The organism is bacterium (assembly GCA_037200965.1).
Taxonomy (GTDB): Bacteria; Patescibacteriota; Minisyncoccia; order Phycocordibacterales; family Phycocordibacteraceae; genus C7867-001.
Genome location: JBBCGK010000001.1, coordinates 179461 through 194229 on the forward strand (window position 1 = coordinate 179461; position 14769 = coordinate 194229).

Annotated in this window: 16 protein-coding genes; 8 read left to right on the plus strand and 8 right to left on the minus strand. The window is 60.8% G+C overall.

The genetic code is table 11. The features are described from left to right. Positions 1-30: 30 nt before the first annotated feature. From WDN10_01070 to WDN10_01090, 5 genes are all read left to right on the plus strand, one after another. Positions 31-801 carry an inositol monophosphatase gene (locus WDN10_01070; protein ID MEJ0053306.1) on the plus strand — a complete coding sequence of 257 codons (771 nt, stop codon included), beginning with the start codon at positions 31-33 and terminating at the stop codon, positions 799-801. 18 nt (positions 802-819) lie between these two features. Then, positions 820-2823, plus strand: a complete 2004-nt coding sequence (locus WDN10_01075; GenBank protein MEJ0053307.1) for an ATP-binding protein — start codon at positions 820-822, stop codon at positions 2821-2823. Positions 2824-2905: 82 nt separating this feature from the next. Next, positions 2906-3547 carry a hypothetical protein gene (locus tag WDN10_01080; protein MEJ0053308.1) on the plus strand — a complete coding sequence of 214 codons (642 nt, stop codon included), beginning with the start codon at positions 2906-2908 and terminating at the stop codon, positions 3545-3547. Between the two features lie 98 nt (positions 3548-3645). Continuing rightward, positions 3646-4071, plus strand: a complete 426-nt coding sequence (locus WDN10_01085) for a DoxX family protein (protein ID MEJ0053309.1) — start codon at positions 3646-3648, stop codon at positions 4069-4071. Between the two features lie 6 nt (positions 4072-4077). Then, the gene (locus WDN10_01090) at positions 4078-4317 is read left to right on the plus strand and encodes a glutathione S-transferase N-terminal domain-containing protein (GenBank protein ID MEJ0053310.1); all 240 of its coding nucleotides are present in this window, start codon (positions 4078-4080) and stop codon (positions 4315-4317) included. Between the two features lie 58 nt (positions 4318-4375). Here the strand turns inward: WDN10_01090 and WDN10_01095 are convergent, their stop codons facing one another. From WDN10_01095 to WDN10_01120, 6 genes are all read right to left on the minus strand, one after another. Beyond that, a complete protein-coding gene (locus WDN10_01095) occupies positions 4376-4924 on the minus strand; it encodes a peroxiredoxin (protein MEJ0053311.1) in 549 nt (182 codons plus the stop codon). Positions 4925-4988: 64 nt separating this feature from the next. Beyond that, positions 4989-5843, minus strand: a complete 855-nt coding sequence (locus tag WDN10_01100) for a methionyl-tRNA formyltransferase (GenBank protein ID MEJ0053312.1) — start codon at positions 5841-5843, stop codon at positions 4989-4991. After that, complete coding sequence (locus tag WDN10_01105) at positions 5827-6366, minus strand: peptide deformylase (protein MEJ0053313.1); 540 nt, start codon at positions 6364-6366, stop codon at positions 5827-5829. Before WDN10_01105 ends, WDN10_01100 begins: the two co-directional genes overlap by 17 nt. A 138-nt stretch (positions 6367-6504) precedes the next feature. Next, positions 6505-8331, minus strand: a complete 1827-nt coding sequence (locus tag WDN10_01110; GenBank protein MEJ0053314.1) for a hypothetical protein — start codon at positions 8329-8331, stop codon at positions 6505-6507. Between the two features lie 6 nt (positions 8332-8337). Next, the gene (locus WDN10_01115; GenBank protein ID MEJ0053315.1) at positions 8338-9657 is read right to left on the minus strand and encodes a UDP-N-acetylglucosamine 1-carboxyvinyltransferase; all 1320 of its coding nucleotides are present in this window, start codon (positions 9655-9657) and stop codon (positions 8338-8340) included. A gap of 80 nt (positions 9658-9737) precedes the next feature. Further along, on the minus strand, positions 9738-10244 hold the full coding sequence (locus tag WDN10_01120; protein MEJ0053316.1) for a hypothetical protein: 507 nt from the start codon (positions 10242-10244) through the stop codon (positions 9738-9740). Between the two features lie 183 nt (positions 10245-10427). Between WDN10_01120 and WDN10_01125 the strand changes: the two genes are divergently transcribed. Continuing rightward, positions 10428-11441, plus strand: a complete 1014-nt coding sequence (locus WDN10_01125) for a rod shape-determining protein (protein MEJ0053317.1) — start codon at positions 10428-10430, stop codon at positions 11439-11441. Between the two features lie 68 nt (positions 11442-11509). Here the strand turns inward: WDN10_01125 and WDN10_01130 are convergent, their stop codons facing one another. Together WDN10_01130 and WDN10_01135 are read right to left on the minus strand one after the other, a co-directional pair. Then, positions 11510-11803 (minus strand): hypothetical protein, encoded by a 294-nt coding sequence (locus WDN10_01130; GenBank protein ID MEJ0053318.1) that lies wholly within the window; start codon positions 11801-11803, stop codon positions 11510-11512. Positions 11804-11973: 170 nt separating this feature from the next. Next, positions 11974-12729, minus strand: a complete 756-nt coding sequence (locus WDN10_01135) for a hypothetical protein (protein MEJ0053319.1) — start codon at positions 12727-12729, stop codon at positions 11974-11976. A 368-nt stretch (positions 12730-13097) separates the two neighbouring features. Here WDN10_01135 and WDN10_01140 point away from each other — a divergent pair, with 368 nt between their 5' ends. Together WDN10_01140 and WDN10_01145 are read left to right on the plus strand one after the other, a co-directional pair. Then, positions 13098-13787 (plus strand): hypothetical protein, encoded by a 690-nt coding sequence (locus tag WDN10_01140; protein ID MEJ0053320.1) that lies wholly within the window; start codon positions 13098-13100, stop codon positions 13785-13787. Positions 13788-13897: 110 nt separating this feature from the next. Further along, positions 13898-14731, plus strand: a complete 834-nt coding sequence (locus WDN10_01145) for a hypothetical protein (protein MEJ0053321.1) — start codon at positions 13898-13900, stop codon at positions 14729-14731. Positions 14732-14769: the final 38 nt, after the last annotated feature.

Below are 14769 nucleotides of genomic sequence, written 5' to 3' on the forward strand. Positions count from 1 at the left end.
GGAAGCAAGGTTTTATAATACTTAATCATCATGCCGGAATTCGAGCAGCTCGCGAAGAACGTCGCGCATGAGGCGGGGGCCGTGATGCTGAGGCATTTCGGCCTCAGTGTCGCGCATACGTTCAAGGCCGACCGCAGCCCCCTTACCCGAGCCGATCGCGAGATAAACGACCTGGTCCTGAAGCGCATCGGCGAGGCGTACCCGGAGCACAGCCTGATCGGAGAAGAAGGAAGCCGAATTACCGGAAGCGAGTTCTCCTGGATATTCGATCCCGTGGACGGCACGCAGAACTTCCTGCGCGGGGTGCCGGTAAACGTGTTTTCGATCGCGCTCGCGAAAGACGGGAAGCCGATCCTCGGCGTCGTCTATGATCCGCACCAGAAGCGGCTCTATCGGGCAACAAAAGGAGGCGGCGCGTACCTTAACGACGAACCGATCAGGACCGCTTCCCACACTGAACTCGCCGGAAGCTTCATAGAAGCGGACGGCTTGCGCGAATTCAAGGACATGAATTTCATCGAAACGCTCACGAAAGAAAAAGCGCGTTTCCTTTCATACGGATCGACCACGTACGCGCAGATGCTCGTCGCGAGCGGGCAGATCGACGCGGCCATCTTCCCGCTTCCGGGACGCCCCTGGGACTCGGCGGCGGCGAAGATAATCGTCGAGGAGGCGGGCGGTATCGTCACCGATCTGCAAGGAAAAGAGCAGCGCTACGACATGAATATCGGCGGTACCGTTTCGGCGGGGAACCGGGAACTCCACGAACGATTGCTTCGCGTTGTTGCGGGTTCGCTCTGATGGGGCTATAAGAGCTGCATGAGAAACGACTTCGCCATACTGTACGGAAAGCGGTGGTGGGCGGCAGCCGCGCTTTTTCTCTCGTATGCGGCGGCGCTCCTGTTTCTGGATCCCACGACCTCCGGCCCCGGCGCGCTTTCTCCGGTATCGGGAATCGCGATCAGCATCCTGTTCTTCGAAGGAGGGGCTTTGTGGCCGATCATCTATATCGCGGCGTTTGCGGCAGGAGTACTGCAGGGCTGGCCCGCCCTGACCCTTCTTTTCCTCCCCGCCGCATTCGCGCTTGAGGCACTCCTTGCCGCGGCGCTTCTCCAGAAAGCGGAGATCGATCCGCTCTTCAGGAGCAAGCGGGACGTCCTCTGGCTTTTCGCCACGATCGCGCTCGTTTCCTGCATCGTCCCCTCGGTCGAAGGGCTCCTCGCGCTGCCCGCCTTTACCCACCACGGGTACTGGATAGTCTCGCCGCTTGCGTCCTGGGCGCTTTCGTACGCCGGTACCGCGTGTTCGCTCGCGCTCATCACGCCCTTCGTGCTCAGGTGGCTCGCGAAGCCCCGCTTCAGCCGGCCGTGGCGGGAAATGATCGAAACTGTCGCTGCGCTCCTGCTCCTCGTCGGCATATCGGCGGCGGCGTTCCTCTTCGGTTTCGATACCGCTGGCGGCGTACCGCTCGCGTATTTCCTTCTCATACCACTCTCGTGGCTCGCGCTTCGCATGCGGCCGCGGTTCGTGAGCCTGGCGCTTCTCTTCGTTGCGGTATTCGCGCTTTCGGGCACGTTCGCTGGCACTTCGGGCACGACCCTCCTTACGACCGAACTCTTCCTCACGGCCCTCTCGGGCGTCTTTCTCGTCATAGCGGCGCTTGAGGAAGAACGCCGCCTCCACTCGAACCTGACGCGCTCGCAGGTCGCGACGCTTGAGAACGTCGTCGCCCGCGTCTCGTCGGAATCGAGGGCGAAGAACGACTTCATCGCCGTGCTCGCGCACGAACTCCGCAATCCGCTCGCTCCGATCCAGAGCGGCATCGATCTCCTCAAGCTCACGAGCAAGGGCAGCGACGAACAGGAAACCCTTTCCATGATGGACGGAAGGATGGCGACCATCCGGCGGCTGCTCGACGACTTGCTCGACGTCTCGCGCATCTCGGAAGGAAAGATGAGCGTGAAGAAGGAGCGGGTCGACCTTGGCGCGATCATCCGCAGGGCGACCCTTTCGACCGCGCATTATTTCGACGAGCGGCACCAGACGCTCACCATAGCCCTTCCGGCGGAACGGCTCAGCATCGAGGGAGATCCGGTCCGCCTCGAGCAGATCTTCTCGAACCTCTTTACGAACGCGTCCAAATACTCAAGGAGCGGAGGCACCATTTCGATAACCCTGTCGCTTCTCAATAACGAGGCGGAAATACGCGTGGTCGACGACGGGATCGGCATCGAGAAGCACGAGCTTGAGGCGATCTTCACGCCCTTCCACCAGGCGAACCAGGGCGTGCGGAGCCGCATGGGCCTTGGCATCGGCCTCGCGCTCGTGCGCAGCCTCGCCGAGATGCATGGCGGCAGCGTGGCCGCACGAAGCGACGGGCGCGGAAAAGGAAGCACGTTCGTCGTGCGCCTTCCCCTTGACCAGGCGCTTGCTTCAGAGGCACCGCAAAAGGACGCGCCGTCCAAGCGGGACATACGCGTGCTCGTCGTTGACGATAACGACGCTGCCGCGTGGGGTATCGGGAAAGTGCTCGAGATGCGCGGCGCGGCCGTCGACTATGCCTATGACGGAAAGCAGGCGCTTGAGAAAGTCGCAAGCCTTCCCCCGCGGGCCATCCTCCTTGATATCGGGCTTCCGGGCGAAGACGGCTATGCGATCGGGAAGAAACTCCGGTCCGGGGGCTTCGTCGGCAAGCTTATCGCCCTTATCGGCTACGGCGAAAGCGAAGACCGCCGCCGGGGCAGGGAGGCCGGATTCAACGAATACCTGGTGAAGCCCGCGGGCCTTGAGGATTTGAAGCGGGTAATCCCTGAATTAGGATAAGACAATCAAGGTTGCAAAAGTAAAAAAGGATAGTATTGTTACGCCCGGGACTGGGGCTTCGCCCTTACGTAAGGAGCCCGTCATGGACATTACGTTTATGGACGTGACGGCGCTACTCCTTGCACGAGGAGTAGACCGGGACACGTTCAATGCCAAAAGCCTCAAAACATACGACGACTTGCAGGGAGAGAACGAGAGGCACGAAGTGAGATTTATCCTTTCTCAGGACGGAAAAATCGTCTGCCTGAGGCGCAGCTCGCTCGTGCTTGCGCAAAGCCGGAAGTACCGGTATATCCAAGTCGCGTGCCTGTATCTCAAGGGCGGCGTATGGGTACCCGATACTACGGTACGGGGCTGCACCTACAGCGAGACCGCGCGCTGGGGGAAACCGGAAGATCCCCGGGACCTGGGAGAAGACCCGGTCGACGCGGCGGTATGGGGAGCGTTTGAAGAATGCGGTGCGCGCGTAAAACGCACTGATTTCCGCCGGGCGCATCTTCGCACCTGGACAAACGACAGCATCCTCCAAAGACCCCGTCCTTCAAGGGTATACCACGCCCTCCACAGCCTCACGATCCCGACGCTCCTCAAGATCAGTCCGGTCAAGCTCGGGCTGCGGCGGGAATGGACCGAGCTGAAGGACGGCCACGCGAAGCGAAGCATCATCCGGCGGATCCCGGTCCTGCACACAAAACAACATACCGGCTGCAACAACCTCGCGTAAGGAAGGGCTCCATGCCCGACTTTGCGCGGGGTTCTTCTTTTTTCCTTTGCATAATCCTGGGGTGGTGTAAACTCAAGGAATAACCACATTCAAACGATATGAACCTTCCACACTGCAGCCGGGCGTATGAGGCATGGGTGCCGGTAGTCGCCCGGGTTATTTTCGGCGGACTCTTTCTTATGGGAGCCGCGTTCAAAATCCCGATGACGAGCGGGTTCGCGGGCGAGGCGGCGATGACGGCCGCCGCGGGCGTACCGTTTGCCACCCCCGCGGTCTTCCTGGCGTTTATCCTCGAGGTCGTGCTCGGTGTCGCGCTCATCATCGGCTGGCACGCGCGCACCGCCGGGTTTCTCCTCGCGATCTTCACCCTTATCCTCGCCCTCGTCTTCTACCGGGACTTTTCGAACCCGATGATCATGGGCCAGTTCGTCTCGCACCTGGGACTCATCGCCGGGCTTCTCTATATCTCGGTGTACGGCGCGCAGCACGTAGCGGTACGAAGGGATGTCCTTCCGCAGGGCTAACGCGCGATGATCCTCTACGTAAAAACCGGGTGCCCGTACTGCGCGAAGGTGCACGCGGCCGCGCAAGAGCTTGGCATTTCGTTTGACGAAAAGAATATCGCGGACGAGGGCGTTACCGAAGAGCTTCTGGCGCTTGGCGGCAAGAAGCAGACGCCGTACCTTGTCGACACCGACCGGGAGGTCTCGATGTATGAGTCGGACGACATTATCGGGTATCTCCGGAAGCACTACCCGGGGGCCGCATAGAACGGATCAAAAGAAAACCCCGCGCCCATGGGCGCGGGGGTTTTCTTCTTTGCCTCCGCTATTTCGCTCCCCTGAGGTACGCGAGCATGGTATCCGCGTCGGAGACCGTAAACGGATCGTCCTTACAGTTATCGACCCTGCCCGGCTCGGCGAAGATCTTCTGTACGATGCCGGCCTCCACGTACATGGAGTACCGCCAGCTCCGCTCGCCAAAGCCCAGGTTTTCCTTCTTCACGAGCATGCCGACGGCGCGCGTGAATTCGGCGTTTCCGTCGGGAAGCATTTTCACTTTCGTAATGCCGAGCTTGTCCGCCCACTGCTTCATGACGAACGCGTCGTTCACCGACAGGCAATACACCTCGTCGATGCCAAGCGCCTTGAACTCGTCGTATTTCGCCTCGAATCCCGGAGCGTGGGTGGAGGAGCAGGTGGGAGTGAAGGCGCCCGGAAGCCCGAAGACGACAACGCGCCTGCCCTTGAAAATGTCGTCGCTTGTCACGTCCTGCCAGCGGAAGGGATTCTCTCCGCCGACGGCTTCGTCGTGCACGCGGGTCTTAAAAACGACGCTTGGAACGGGGGTGCCCTCGAGTATCGGTTCTTCGCGCATAGTGATCGGTATTAATGCCTGATATGCGGGCAGTATAGCAAAACGCGGATGCCGGAGCGACCGGTTACCCCAGACCCTTCAGAAAATCCCCGTACGCCATCTCACGTTTGCCCTCGGGTATGACGCGCTCGACGGCGAACGCGCCGTCCTTGAAGGATGCCTTCGTTATTTTTATGCGCATTCGCATGCCGTCTTTCTTCGTGAAAAAGTACGTGCCCGGAGACTCGGCGAATGCGCGATACTTCCTCCAGTTCGTTTCCATCGGGGCGCCAAGGTCGAGTTCGCCTTCGGTTTTCGGAATCTTTCGCGCCCGGGTCGCCAGAGTATGATCCTGGGGTGTGCCTATGAGTTCGCCCGCAAGGTACCGGGGAAGCGTACCGGCAAGAAGCCTGGCACCGGCCTTTATCAACCGCGGGCGAAGCTCCTTGGTCGTTTCATCAGAGGCGACCGCTACTTCCTCCATCGCAAGGATATCTCCCGCGTCAAGTTCAAGCGCGAGCTTCTGGAGCGCGACGCCGGTTACGGCCTCACCCGCAAGAAGCGCGGATTCGACCGGGGAAGCGCCGCGGTATTTCGGGAGCAGGGAATAGTGCACGTTTATGAGCCCTTTCGGAAAGATATCGATGAGCGCCTGCGGAAGTATCTTGCCGTACGCGACGACGATCCCGTACTCGCAACCGTAGTTCTCGATCGCTTCGATCGCGGCAGGGTCGATCTTTGGGGGAGTGAGCACGGGGATGCCGCGCTCAAGAGCCCAGGTCTTCGTTTCCGGGGGGGTGAGCACAAGGCCCCGGCCGCGCGGTGCGTCCGGTCCCGTAATGACGACGGCAGGAACGAAACCCTGCTCGCACAGGAACGCGAGCGTATCGCGGGCGACATAAGGCGTTCCGAAGTATGCGAATTTAGAGCTGTTTGCCATGGGTTTCCTCCTCCTCGCGCTTCACTTCGATAAGGTCCTCCGCGTGGTCGATAAACAACGTCCCGTCAAGATGCTCGATCTCATGCTCGAAAATCTGCGCGAGCAGTCCGCCCCCGCCCCGCTCAAACGATGTACCACCCGCATCTTGTGCCCGCACGGTCGCCCGCTCGTGCCGGAGCGCGCGGCCGTACATGCCGCGAACCGAAAGGCATCCTTCATCGACGAGCTCCCTGCGGCGGGAGCTTTTGACGAAGCCCGGGTTCGCATAGACGCCGACATCGGCGGGGCGGGGCGGGGCGCCTTCGGGAAGGGGCGGGAGCGTACGGTCGTAGCGGACGATGAAGAGCCTGAGCGAAACGCCGACTTGAGGCGCCGCAAGCGCCACGCCGTCCGGTTCCGCGTCAAGCACCTTCTCCATGTCGGCGATGAGCTTAGACAGCTCCTTCCCGCCGAACATGTCGCCGGGTACGGGCTTGCTCACCTGCCGGAGCACGGGGTCGTCTTTCTGTACGATCTTTCGCATACGGGGACTATAGCAAAAAAATAACGCCGACGTGGTGCCGGACGTTCGGGAGAAAAGGGCGCGCGCCTATATGTGCCGATGGGATCTTCGGCGACGTGGGCGCCCGGGGCAGGGACCCCCCTACCGGACTAAATCATTTCACCAAAGCGATTCGGGGTCAATGCGGATGCGCACAGCAAGAGGCAGCGCGGCGAGGCGTCCGGAGAGAGCCGCATCGGGCCACGCACCCCGCGGAAGCTTGAGGACGCTCGTAGCGGCGTAGCGGCCCTTTGCCGCAAGGCGCGGCGGAAGCTCGGTTGGCAGAAGCGGCGCAAGCACCTCCTTCACAAGGAGAGCACAAGCGGCAACGCGTTCCTTCGAGCCTTCATGGGAGAAGGTAACGAGCGTCACATACGGCGGATAGGAAAGCGTCTTGCGAAGCGCCGTTTCTTCCTCGAAAAAAGCGGCGCTCGAAGGACCGGTTATCGCGCCAAACACGCTGTCGCCTGGAAGGCGGGTGGCAACGGCGAGATGCTTTGCATGCTGGCGGAGCGAGAGGCCGAAATGGAGAAGCCGCTCCCGCGCCCTCCAGAACGGAAGAGCCAAAAGACTGTCAGCGGATGCGATAGCCGCATATTCAAACGGAGGAACTTCGGCCAGCCACGGTACGACCGATTCGGTCGCGGCGAGGATGCTGCCGGGCTCTTTGATCTTTTCCATGGCGCGTCGCGCTTCCGCCGGAGTCTTCACACTCTCCGCATCAAAGCGCACGATAGTTGCCGTGGGGAAATCGCGCTCAAGCTCAAGCGCAACCCGCTCGACCCCTATGCCAAGCGGCAGGAGGTTCCAGCTCCCGCATGCGTCGCAGAGCGCTTTCGCGTCCCGGAGCGTTTCGCCGTCGGCGGAGCGCAGCACGGGTTTCCCGGCGGCGGTACCGACAAGCGAAAGCGCGCGGCCGCGCCCGTCAAGCACCGCCTTGCCGCAGTCGCGGCAGATAACCGCGGGCGCGTATCCTTTCCTGACCGCGAACACCGCGGCACGGCCGCCTGCGGCAAGCACACTCCGCACCTCCGCACGCACTGCTTCCGGTACCGCGGTAAAGGCTGTTTTTTTGCCGGTCGGTTTCTTGCGCACGTCGAGAACCGTCACGGAACCCGGCGGATCTTTCGAAAGCGCTCTCGACGGCGACGGGCGCCGCTCAAGGCGGAGCGGATAGTCGCCAAGGATAAGCGGGACTTCGCGTGCGCGGGAAAGCGCGCGCGCGGCTATCCGGAGATCGAGATACGGGCGCTTCGGGGAACTATAGCCCGGGGCGCTGTCGCGCTCGAGGACGATTCCCGCAAGATTGCGGACCGGCGCATACGCAAAGCCCGGCGTTACAACCACGACGCCTTCCGCCGCGATCGCGGCAGCGAGGGCGGCCGCCCTCTTTTTATCACGCAGCCTTGAGGTCAGCAGTACTGTCGGGATACCGGATTCGCGGAAGTTCCGCGCGAAGCGCTCCGCTTCGACGATGGCGGGGACGATAAGAAGGAGGGCGTTCCCTGCGGCACGGGCTTTGCCCGCGCGGTCAGCATATTCGCGCATACGGTCCTTTTCCGGAGATTCCGCGAAGAACTCTTCGAACCCGGGACCGGCCGCAAGCTTCCCGAACCCTTCTTCGGGGAGTACCCCGGGAAGCAGGGCCGTGAGCGCGGCACCAAGCGGCACCGCATGATACCGGGCCGTTTCTTCCGCCGCGCGCATGAGCGCGGAGGGGAGGGAGCCGACGCGCTTGGCGTCTCCCGCCCGGAGCATATAGGAAGCGCTCCGAAGTTCGGCGCGCGCTTCCTTCACGCTCCGGCTTCGGATAACGATGCCAAATACGCGCTGCTTCCGGAGCGGCACTTCAACAAGCGCCCCCGGGGCAAGTTTCGACGAAGAGCGATAGCTCAGCGTTCCGGCCGGTGCGCTTTTGGAGAAAGTGATGACGTCGATGACGAACATTCGTAATTATGGCCCCGGCGAGAGTGCCGAGACGTCCGCGCCGATCGTCGCGAGGCGCGCGACGATGTCCTCATAGCCGCGGTTGATCGAATACACGCTCCGGAGCACCGAGCGGCCGGGAGCGGCGAGCATGGCGATGAGAAGGATGGTCGCGGGGCGAAGCGCGGGCGGACAGACGAGCTCCGCGGCCTTAAGGCGCGAAGGACCCGTGATCGCGATGCGGTGCGGGTCGTAGAGCATGGTGTCCGCGCCGAGGCGGTCGAGCTCGGTATAGTAGATGGCGCGTTTTTCGTACGACCAGTCGTGGATGAGCGTCTTGCCCCTGGCGACCGTCGCGATGACCGCGAAAAAGGGAAGGTTGTCGATATTGAGCGCGGGATAGGGGCGGGCGTGGATCTTTTCGGGAAACGCCGTGAGTTCCGAAGGCTCGAGGCGGATGTCCGCGAGCTTCGTGATGCCGTTTTCGGAAACTCCGGCGGGAGTAACGGTAAACGTGAGTCCCATCTTTTGAAGCACGAACAGCTCGACTTCAAGAAACTCGATCGGGGCCTTGAGGATCGTGAGCGCGCTTTTGGTCACGGCCGCGGCGGCGATGAAGAACATCGCGTCGGTCGGGTCTTCGGCGATCGTATACTCGGCGTCCGTATTGATATCCGCAATGCCGGTCACGGAAAGCGTACTGGTGCCGACGCCCTCGACGCCGACGCCAAGGAGCCGCAGGTACCCGCAGACTTCCTGCACCTGATAGTTGGCGGAAGCGTATTTGATGACGCTCGTGCCGGGAATCTTCGCCGCCGCGAGGAGCGCGTTTATGGTTGCGGTGTCGCTTGCTTCGTATAGAACTACTTCCGCGGGAGAGAGCCCTTCGTGCGAAACCTGGTAGCGGTCGGTCAGCGTCTCGATTGAGATGCCGAATTTCTCGAGCACCCAAAGATGCTGGCGGACGGAGCGGAGTCCTAGCGTGCAGCCGCCTGACTGCGGGATCGAAAAAGAAGGGAAGAGATGCACGAGGGAACCGATAAACATGAGGATGCTTCTCGTGCGCACGGCAGCTTCGGTGTCGATCGTCTCGAGCGTTAGTTCCCTCGGGGGGGTAATGACGATATCGCGATCCTGCCACTCTACCGAAACGCCGATCGAGCGCAACACCTCTACGAGCCGATGAACTTCTTCGATCTTCGGAACCTTGCGAAGCCGCGTCGTTCCCGCGTTCAAAAGCGAAGCTGCCAAGAGGGCCACGGCCCCGTTTTTCGAGCGGCTTATAACGACGCTTCCCGAGAGCTTCTTCCCGCCCTCTATCACGAAACTCATGCTCTCGGTCGCCATAATGGAGATATTCTAGCATTTCGTACAAAAGCAAACGGGCGCCGATTTTGTCGGCGCCCGAATTAACACTCGGAAGTCTATCAGGACAGAAGGCCGAGCTCGACTTGTTCGAGGAAAATCTTCGCACGTAGCGCATCGAGCTCGCGGAGCTCGTCTTCGCCCGGGAAAGGACCGTATTGGTCTTCGAGTTGAGCTTCCTGATCTTGGAGCTTGCCCAGCTTGCTGCCGGGCCCAGTCAAGAATGTCAAGCCGTTCGCCCGTGCGGACGAATCGATAAATCCTTCGACATTACCGTCTTCCGGACCGCTTCCGTTCACGCGCCATACCGATCCCCTGAAAGTCCATGCACGTCGGTTGGAAGTGCAATCGACGCTGGAAACGGTCAGATCGTACTCTCCCATTTTCGGAAGTTTGATCCGGACTGTACGGCCCTCGCATACCGCAAGAATACGAAACTGATAGTGCGATGCGCCTGGGCCAGCAAAGGGAACGAATCCGCGCTTGGAAATGCGTTCGCGTGCGGCTGTGTAGCCATGATCTGGAGCCAGGTAGGCGCGAGCTCCGGTGGCTGTTGTTTGTTGGGTCATCTCGACCTCCGATGAACATGGTTTCCTTGCTTGGGACGGAAACCTGATCCCCTGATCCCTTTACGGGACGACCTATCATCTCGATAGGAATTGCCTGAAAATATACGTACATACAATAAGTATGTCAAGTATTGCCGCGGCATGGCTTTGCGCCCATGCAGGCAAACGCGGTATCATACGCGCATGAGTTTTTTCTCTCCCAAGCTTGGCATCGATCTCGGAACGACCAACGTCCTGGTCTATGTCCCGGGCCGCGGCATCGTGCTCAACGAACCGTCCGTCGTCGCGGTATCTATGGAGAAGAATAAGGTGCTCGCCATCGGGATCGAGGCCAAGAAGATGGAGGGCCGTACGCCCGACAGCATCAAGGCATACCGCCCGATGAAAGACGGCGTGATCGCCGACTATCGCGTGACCGAAGCCATGCTCCGCTACTTCATGCGGAAAGCCCTGGGGAGATGGAACCCGTTCCGCCCGACCGTGCTCATTTCGGTCCCGGCAGGCGTCACTTCAACCGAGAAGCGCGCCGTTATCGAGGCAGCGGTGAAGGCGGGAGCAAAGGATGCGTATGTCGTAAAAGAGCCCATCCTCGCCGCAATCGGCGCGGGTATTCCGATCCAGGAACCGATGGGACGCATGGTGGCGGATATCGGCGGCGGCACGATCGACGTGGCCGTAATATCGCTCGGGGGCATTGTGGCGTCGACCTCGGTCAAGTGCGCGGGCAACAGCCTCGATCGCGCGATCATCGACTACGTGAAGAAGCAATACAATCTTTCGATAGGCGACAAGACCGCGGAGGAAGTGAAGATCAAGATCGGCTCGGCGGTGCAGGTCGCGGAAGAGACCGCGCTTTCGATAAAAGGACGCGACCTGGTTTCAGGACTCCCGCGCACGATAGAACTCAAGACCAACGAGCTCGTCGGCGCCATGAGCCGGGAACTCCGGGAGATGATGGGCGCGGTGCGCAAGGTCCTCCAGGAGACGCCGCCGGAGCTTGCCTCCGACATCATCGACAACGGCATCATCATGACGGGCGGCACCTCGCAGCTCAAGAACCTGCCCGAGCTCGTCTACCGCCGCACGGGCGTCACGGCAAAGCTCGGCCAGGATCCCTATTTCTGCGTCGCACGCGGTACTGGTATCGCACTCAAGCATCTCGATACATACAAGCAGAGTATTCTTTCAAAGAAATAGAACAGCGAACCGCAAATGAAAAAGGCCCGGCAATTTCTTGCGGGCCTTTTCCGTATGTCCGCGGGCGACTACGGCTTTTTGGTCGGGAGCCTCAGGTCGAGGATGGTGTAGTAGCCGGAGTTTTCGGCTCTGTCCTGCCAGCACGACAGCAGCACGACATTGTATTCCTTCACTTTCGAAGGAATATCAGGAATGCCGCGAACGGTGAGATCGCGCTTGCACGCATCCAGATCCGCGCGTACTTGCTCGAGCGTGACTTCCCCGAACCTGTGTGGACCGGCGGCAAAGACCGGATCCGTGACGGAACCGATTGCGAGACCGGTAATGACGGCGAAGAACGTGGCGGTTGTGGAAAGTCGCATGGCATGTCTCCTATCTGCGAGGGGTCGCGTAACCGTTTGATACCTGAATATACCCTAGCATAGGAGTCAAGGAATGTCAATGGTCAAAATGCGGGATTTAACCGGATACAAAAAGGGCGCCCTGTGGGGGCGCCCTTTGCTGTATAACCTCCTTTCCGGACTGAATGGAGTCAGTTGACCTTCCAGTCGATCTCGATGCTGAACGAGGTGTCCTCGCGCTGGCTCGTGGACGGCTTGTACTTGCCGATGAGCGAAACGTCTTCGCCAAATCGGATGGTACCGGAGGCGCCCGCATACCAGGGGCTGTAGCAGTTGCCGGAGAGGCAGAACACCTTGCCGCCTTCGCCCTGGAGCGTGAGCCAGTCGGTCGCCTGGTAGGTCACCGACGCGGGAATGACCCGGACCACACTCTGGAAGGGAAGCTCGCTTGTGCCGATGACTCCTTCCAGACGAGCATAGGGAGTGACCGACCAGCGGCCGCCGAGATCGAACGTGTGGCCGACGTTGAGATGCGCGTAGAACGCATCGTCGCGCAGGTCACCGATCCGATCTTTGCCGAGGGACAGGAAGTAATAGGCGCCTTTGACTTCGTAGTCGAAGAAGCCGAGCTTCCCGTCGTGCCAGCACGACAGATCGACTTCGCTTGCCGAGCCGCCAGCGCCGACCGAGCCCCACAGGTCGCAGAAGTTGCCGTTGCCGAAGGAGCGGGTCACTCCGCCCTGGACAACGGCGCTGCGGGACGCCATGAATCCGAAGTCCTGGAACATGTAGTTGTTCGAGACCCCGAGATACACCGTCGTCGAAGACGCTGTGTTGCCAGAAGATTCGAGGACGGTTTGCGGGGCCCCAATGATGATCTGCGCTTGCGCTGACATCGCAAACGTTGAGAACGCGATACTGAAAAGGACTGCAATGAATGAGCGCATGGGTTTTACCCCTCCTTTCGCGCTTCGGGTGAATCCGGTTACTGCCCCTAATATAGGACGCGCTTAATCACTTGTCAAGGCCCTTGAACTCGGCATGAAAAGCGAAAGGCCCGGCTTTGTGCCGGGCCCTGAGCGCGGCCTTTGCGGCCGTGATGATAAAGGGTTATGCAGCCTTTATCATCGAGACGATCGTAACGAAAACGATACCGCAGACCACCACGCACGAAACGAGCAGGCTCCGAAAACTCGTGTCAATTTCCATTGCCGTTCCCCCTTTACTCACGGACAGCGCGCTTGCCGTCCCCGTTTGAGACATTAGCACCGGGCCCGTAAGTAGCAAGAGCGGCCGGTGCGGTATGCTGGAGCAGATGGAACATCATGCATATCTTGCCGCGGGACCGGCCGAAGAGGGAAGAGCGGCCGCGATCGCGGCGGCCGCGAAACTCGTCGGGGGAGATTCTCTCCATAATCCCGATATCATCGTACGAGAGTACGGCCTCTTCTCGGTCGACGACGCCCGCGCCCTCTATCAGCTTGCCTGGCAGGCCCCGCTTAAAGGAGAGAAGAAGGCGATCATCATTTCCGCGACTCGCCTTTATCACGAGGCGCAGAACGCGCTCCTGAAGCTCTTCGAGGAGCCGCCCGCGGACACCGCCCTCTATCTGGTTATCCCTCACGCCGGAAGCCTGATTCCGACGCTTCGTTCGCGGCTCCTGCCTCTTCCGGACTTCGTGATACAGGCAGGACAAGGAACCGGGGACGAGGCAAAACAATTTCTTGGCGCAAGCCCGGAGAAGCGGAGCGACATGATAAAAAAGCTCGCGGATGCGAAGGGGGAAGAAAGGAAGCGCGTCGCGCGCGATACGGCGGTATCCATACTCGACGGCGTCGAGCGGGCTGCATATGAGCGATGGCAAGCAAAGAAGGAAGACGAGGCGCTTGCCGTGTTCCTTTCTGACATCAGTCTCCTTCGTGGCTATCTCCATGACCGATCCGCCCCGCTTCGCATGATTCTCGAGCATGTTTCCCTGACTCTGCCGAAGGGCTTGACTTCATAGAAACCGCATGATATAAGCTTAGGTGGGAGGTCTAGGGGCGAAATCCCGAAAACCGCAACAGATCCACCAGTCGGGCCGTAAGGCCCTTCATACAGCGAAGGAGAATTCGCATGCGTACGACATCAACCAGAAAACTCGGCGCGCTTCTTTTGAGCGCGACGGTTCTCGCGGGCTGCGCCAGCACCGGGGTTCCCGCGACATCGACAGCTCCGTCGTCGGAGAATGTCGTTTGCGCCAAGGACCCGCTGGGGCTCGCGCTTTGCGGCAACAGCCGCGAATGGATCACGATGGACTCCACGAACGAATGCGCGACCTTCGGCGACTGCACGAAGGCCGAAGTCGAGAAGGCCAAGGCGCACTGCGAAGTCGCGCGCGACGCGTACGGCATCTCGATCTGGGTGCCATCCGTGAGCGGCGGAGTCGGCGGCGGGCTCTCGGTCGCAGCAGGAAGTGCCGCCGGAAGTCTCGGCGTCGCTTTTCCGCTCAAGGTCATCTCCGACAATACCATCTTCGGCGGTTCTTCCGGCGCCGTCCAGTACGCCTACAACGGCGCGCAGATGGGCGTGCTCGACAGCCTGCAGTTCGAAGAGAAATGCGCCGGCATCAAGGGCGCGGCGTCGGGCTTCGGCGTGATCGATGTCCGCTTCGCCAAGCGCAGCGGCGTCACCCACCTCAACTACGACGGTACGGTGAAGTCGCTCACCGCCGCGTCGGCCATCGCAACGCAGGCACCCTTCCTCGATACCTCGGTGCTGACTCCGGAAGGGAAAGCCATCGTGGAAAGGTGCCGCGGGCAGTGGCGTAACGACGACCCGTATGCGATGAACAAGCTGAGCGCGTGCATCGCCGCTTCGGGCCTCAAGGTCGTGGGCAACCAGGAGCCCCCGGCTCCGGCACTGCAAAAGCCGCCCCAGACGAGCGGCAAGAAGAACGCCTGGGAATAAAACTGGCGCCATCAGACGCCACAAAGGCCGCAAGGGAG

What these genes read in the sequence shown, in the direction of transcription:
- WDN10_01085 (MEJ0053309.1), top strand. Translation starts at nt 3,646, where the DNA reads ATGAACCTTCCACACTGCAGCCGGGCGTATGAGGCATGGGTGCCGGTA.
- WDN10_01075 (MEJ0053307.1), top strand. Translation starts at nt 820, where the DNA reads ATGAGAAACGACTTCGCCATACTGTACGGAAAGCGGTGGTGGGCGGCA.
- WDN10_01140 (MEJ0053320.1), top strand. Translation starts at nt 13,098, where the DNA reads ATGGAACATCATGCATATCTTGCCGCGGGACCGGCCGAAGAGGGAAGA.
- WDN10_01070 (MEJ0053306.1), top strand. Translation starts at nt 31, where the DNA reads ATGCCGGAATTCGAGCAGCTCGCGAAGAACGTCGCGCATGAGGCGGGG.
- WDN10_01115 (MEJ0053315.1), bottom strand. Translation starts at nt 9,657, where the DNA reads ATGGCGACCGAGAGCATGAGTTTCGTGATAGAGGGCGGGAAGAAGCTC.
- WDN10_01110 (MEJ0053314.1), bottom strand. Translation starts at nt 8,331, where the DNA reads ATGTTCGTCATCGACGTCATCACTTTCTCCAAAAGCGCACCGGCCGGA.
- WDN10_01095 (MEJ0053311.1), bottom strand. Translation starts at nt 4,924, where the DNA reads ATGCGCGAAGAACCGATACTCGAGGGCACCCCCGTTCCAAGCGTCGTT.
- WDN10_01125 (MEJ0053317.1), top strand. Translation starts at nt 10,428, where the DNA reads ATGAGTTTTTTCTCTCCCAAGCTTGGCATCGATCTCGGAACGACCAAC.
- WDN10_01120 (MEJ0053316.1), bottom strand. Translation starts at nt 10,244, where the DNA reads ATGACCCAACAAACAACAGCCACCGGAGCTCGCGCCTACCTGGCTCCA.
- WDN10_01135 (MEJ0053319.1), bottom strand. Translation starts at nt 12,729, where the DNA reads ATGCGCTCATTCATTGCAGTCCTTTTCAGTATCGCGTTCTCAACGTTT.
- WDN10_01100 (MEJ0053312.1), bottom strand. Translation starts at nt 5,843, where the DNA reads ATGGCAAACAGCTCTAAATTCGCATACTTCGGAACGCCTTATGTCGCC.
- WDN10_01080 (MEJ0053308.1), top strand. Translation starts at nt 2,906, where the DNA reads ATGGACATTACGTTTATGGACGTGACGGCGCTACTCCTTGCACGAGGA.
- WDN10_01105 (MEJ0053313.1), bottom strand. Translation starts at nt 6,366, where the DNA reads ATGCGAAAGATCGTACAGAAAGACGACCCCGTGCTCCGGCAGGTGAGC.
- WDN10_01130 (MEJ0053318.1), bottom strand. Translation starts at nt 11,803, where the DNA reads ATGCGACTTTCCACAACCGCCACGTTCTTCGCCGTCATTACCGGTCTC.
- WDN10_01090 (MEJ0053310.1), top strand. Translation starts at nt 4,078, where the DNA reads ATGATCCTCTACGTAAAAACCGGGTGCCCGTACTGCGCGAAGGTGCAC.
- WDN10_01145 (MEJ0053321.1), top strand. Translation starts at nt 13,898, where the DNA reads ATGCGTACGACATCAACCAGAAAACTCGGCGCGCTTCTTTTGAGCGCG.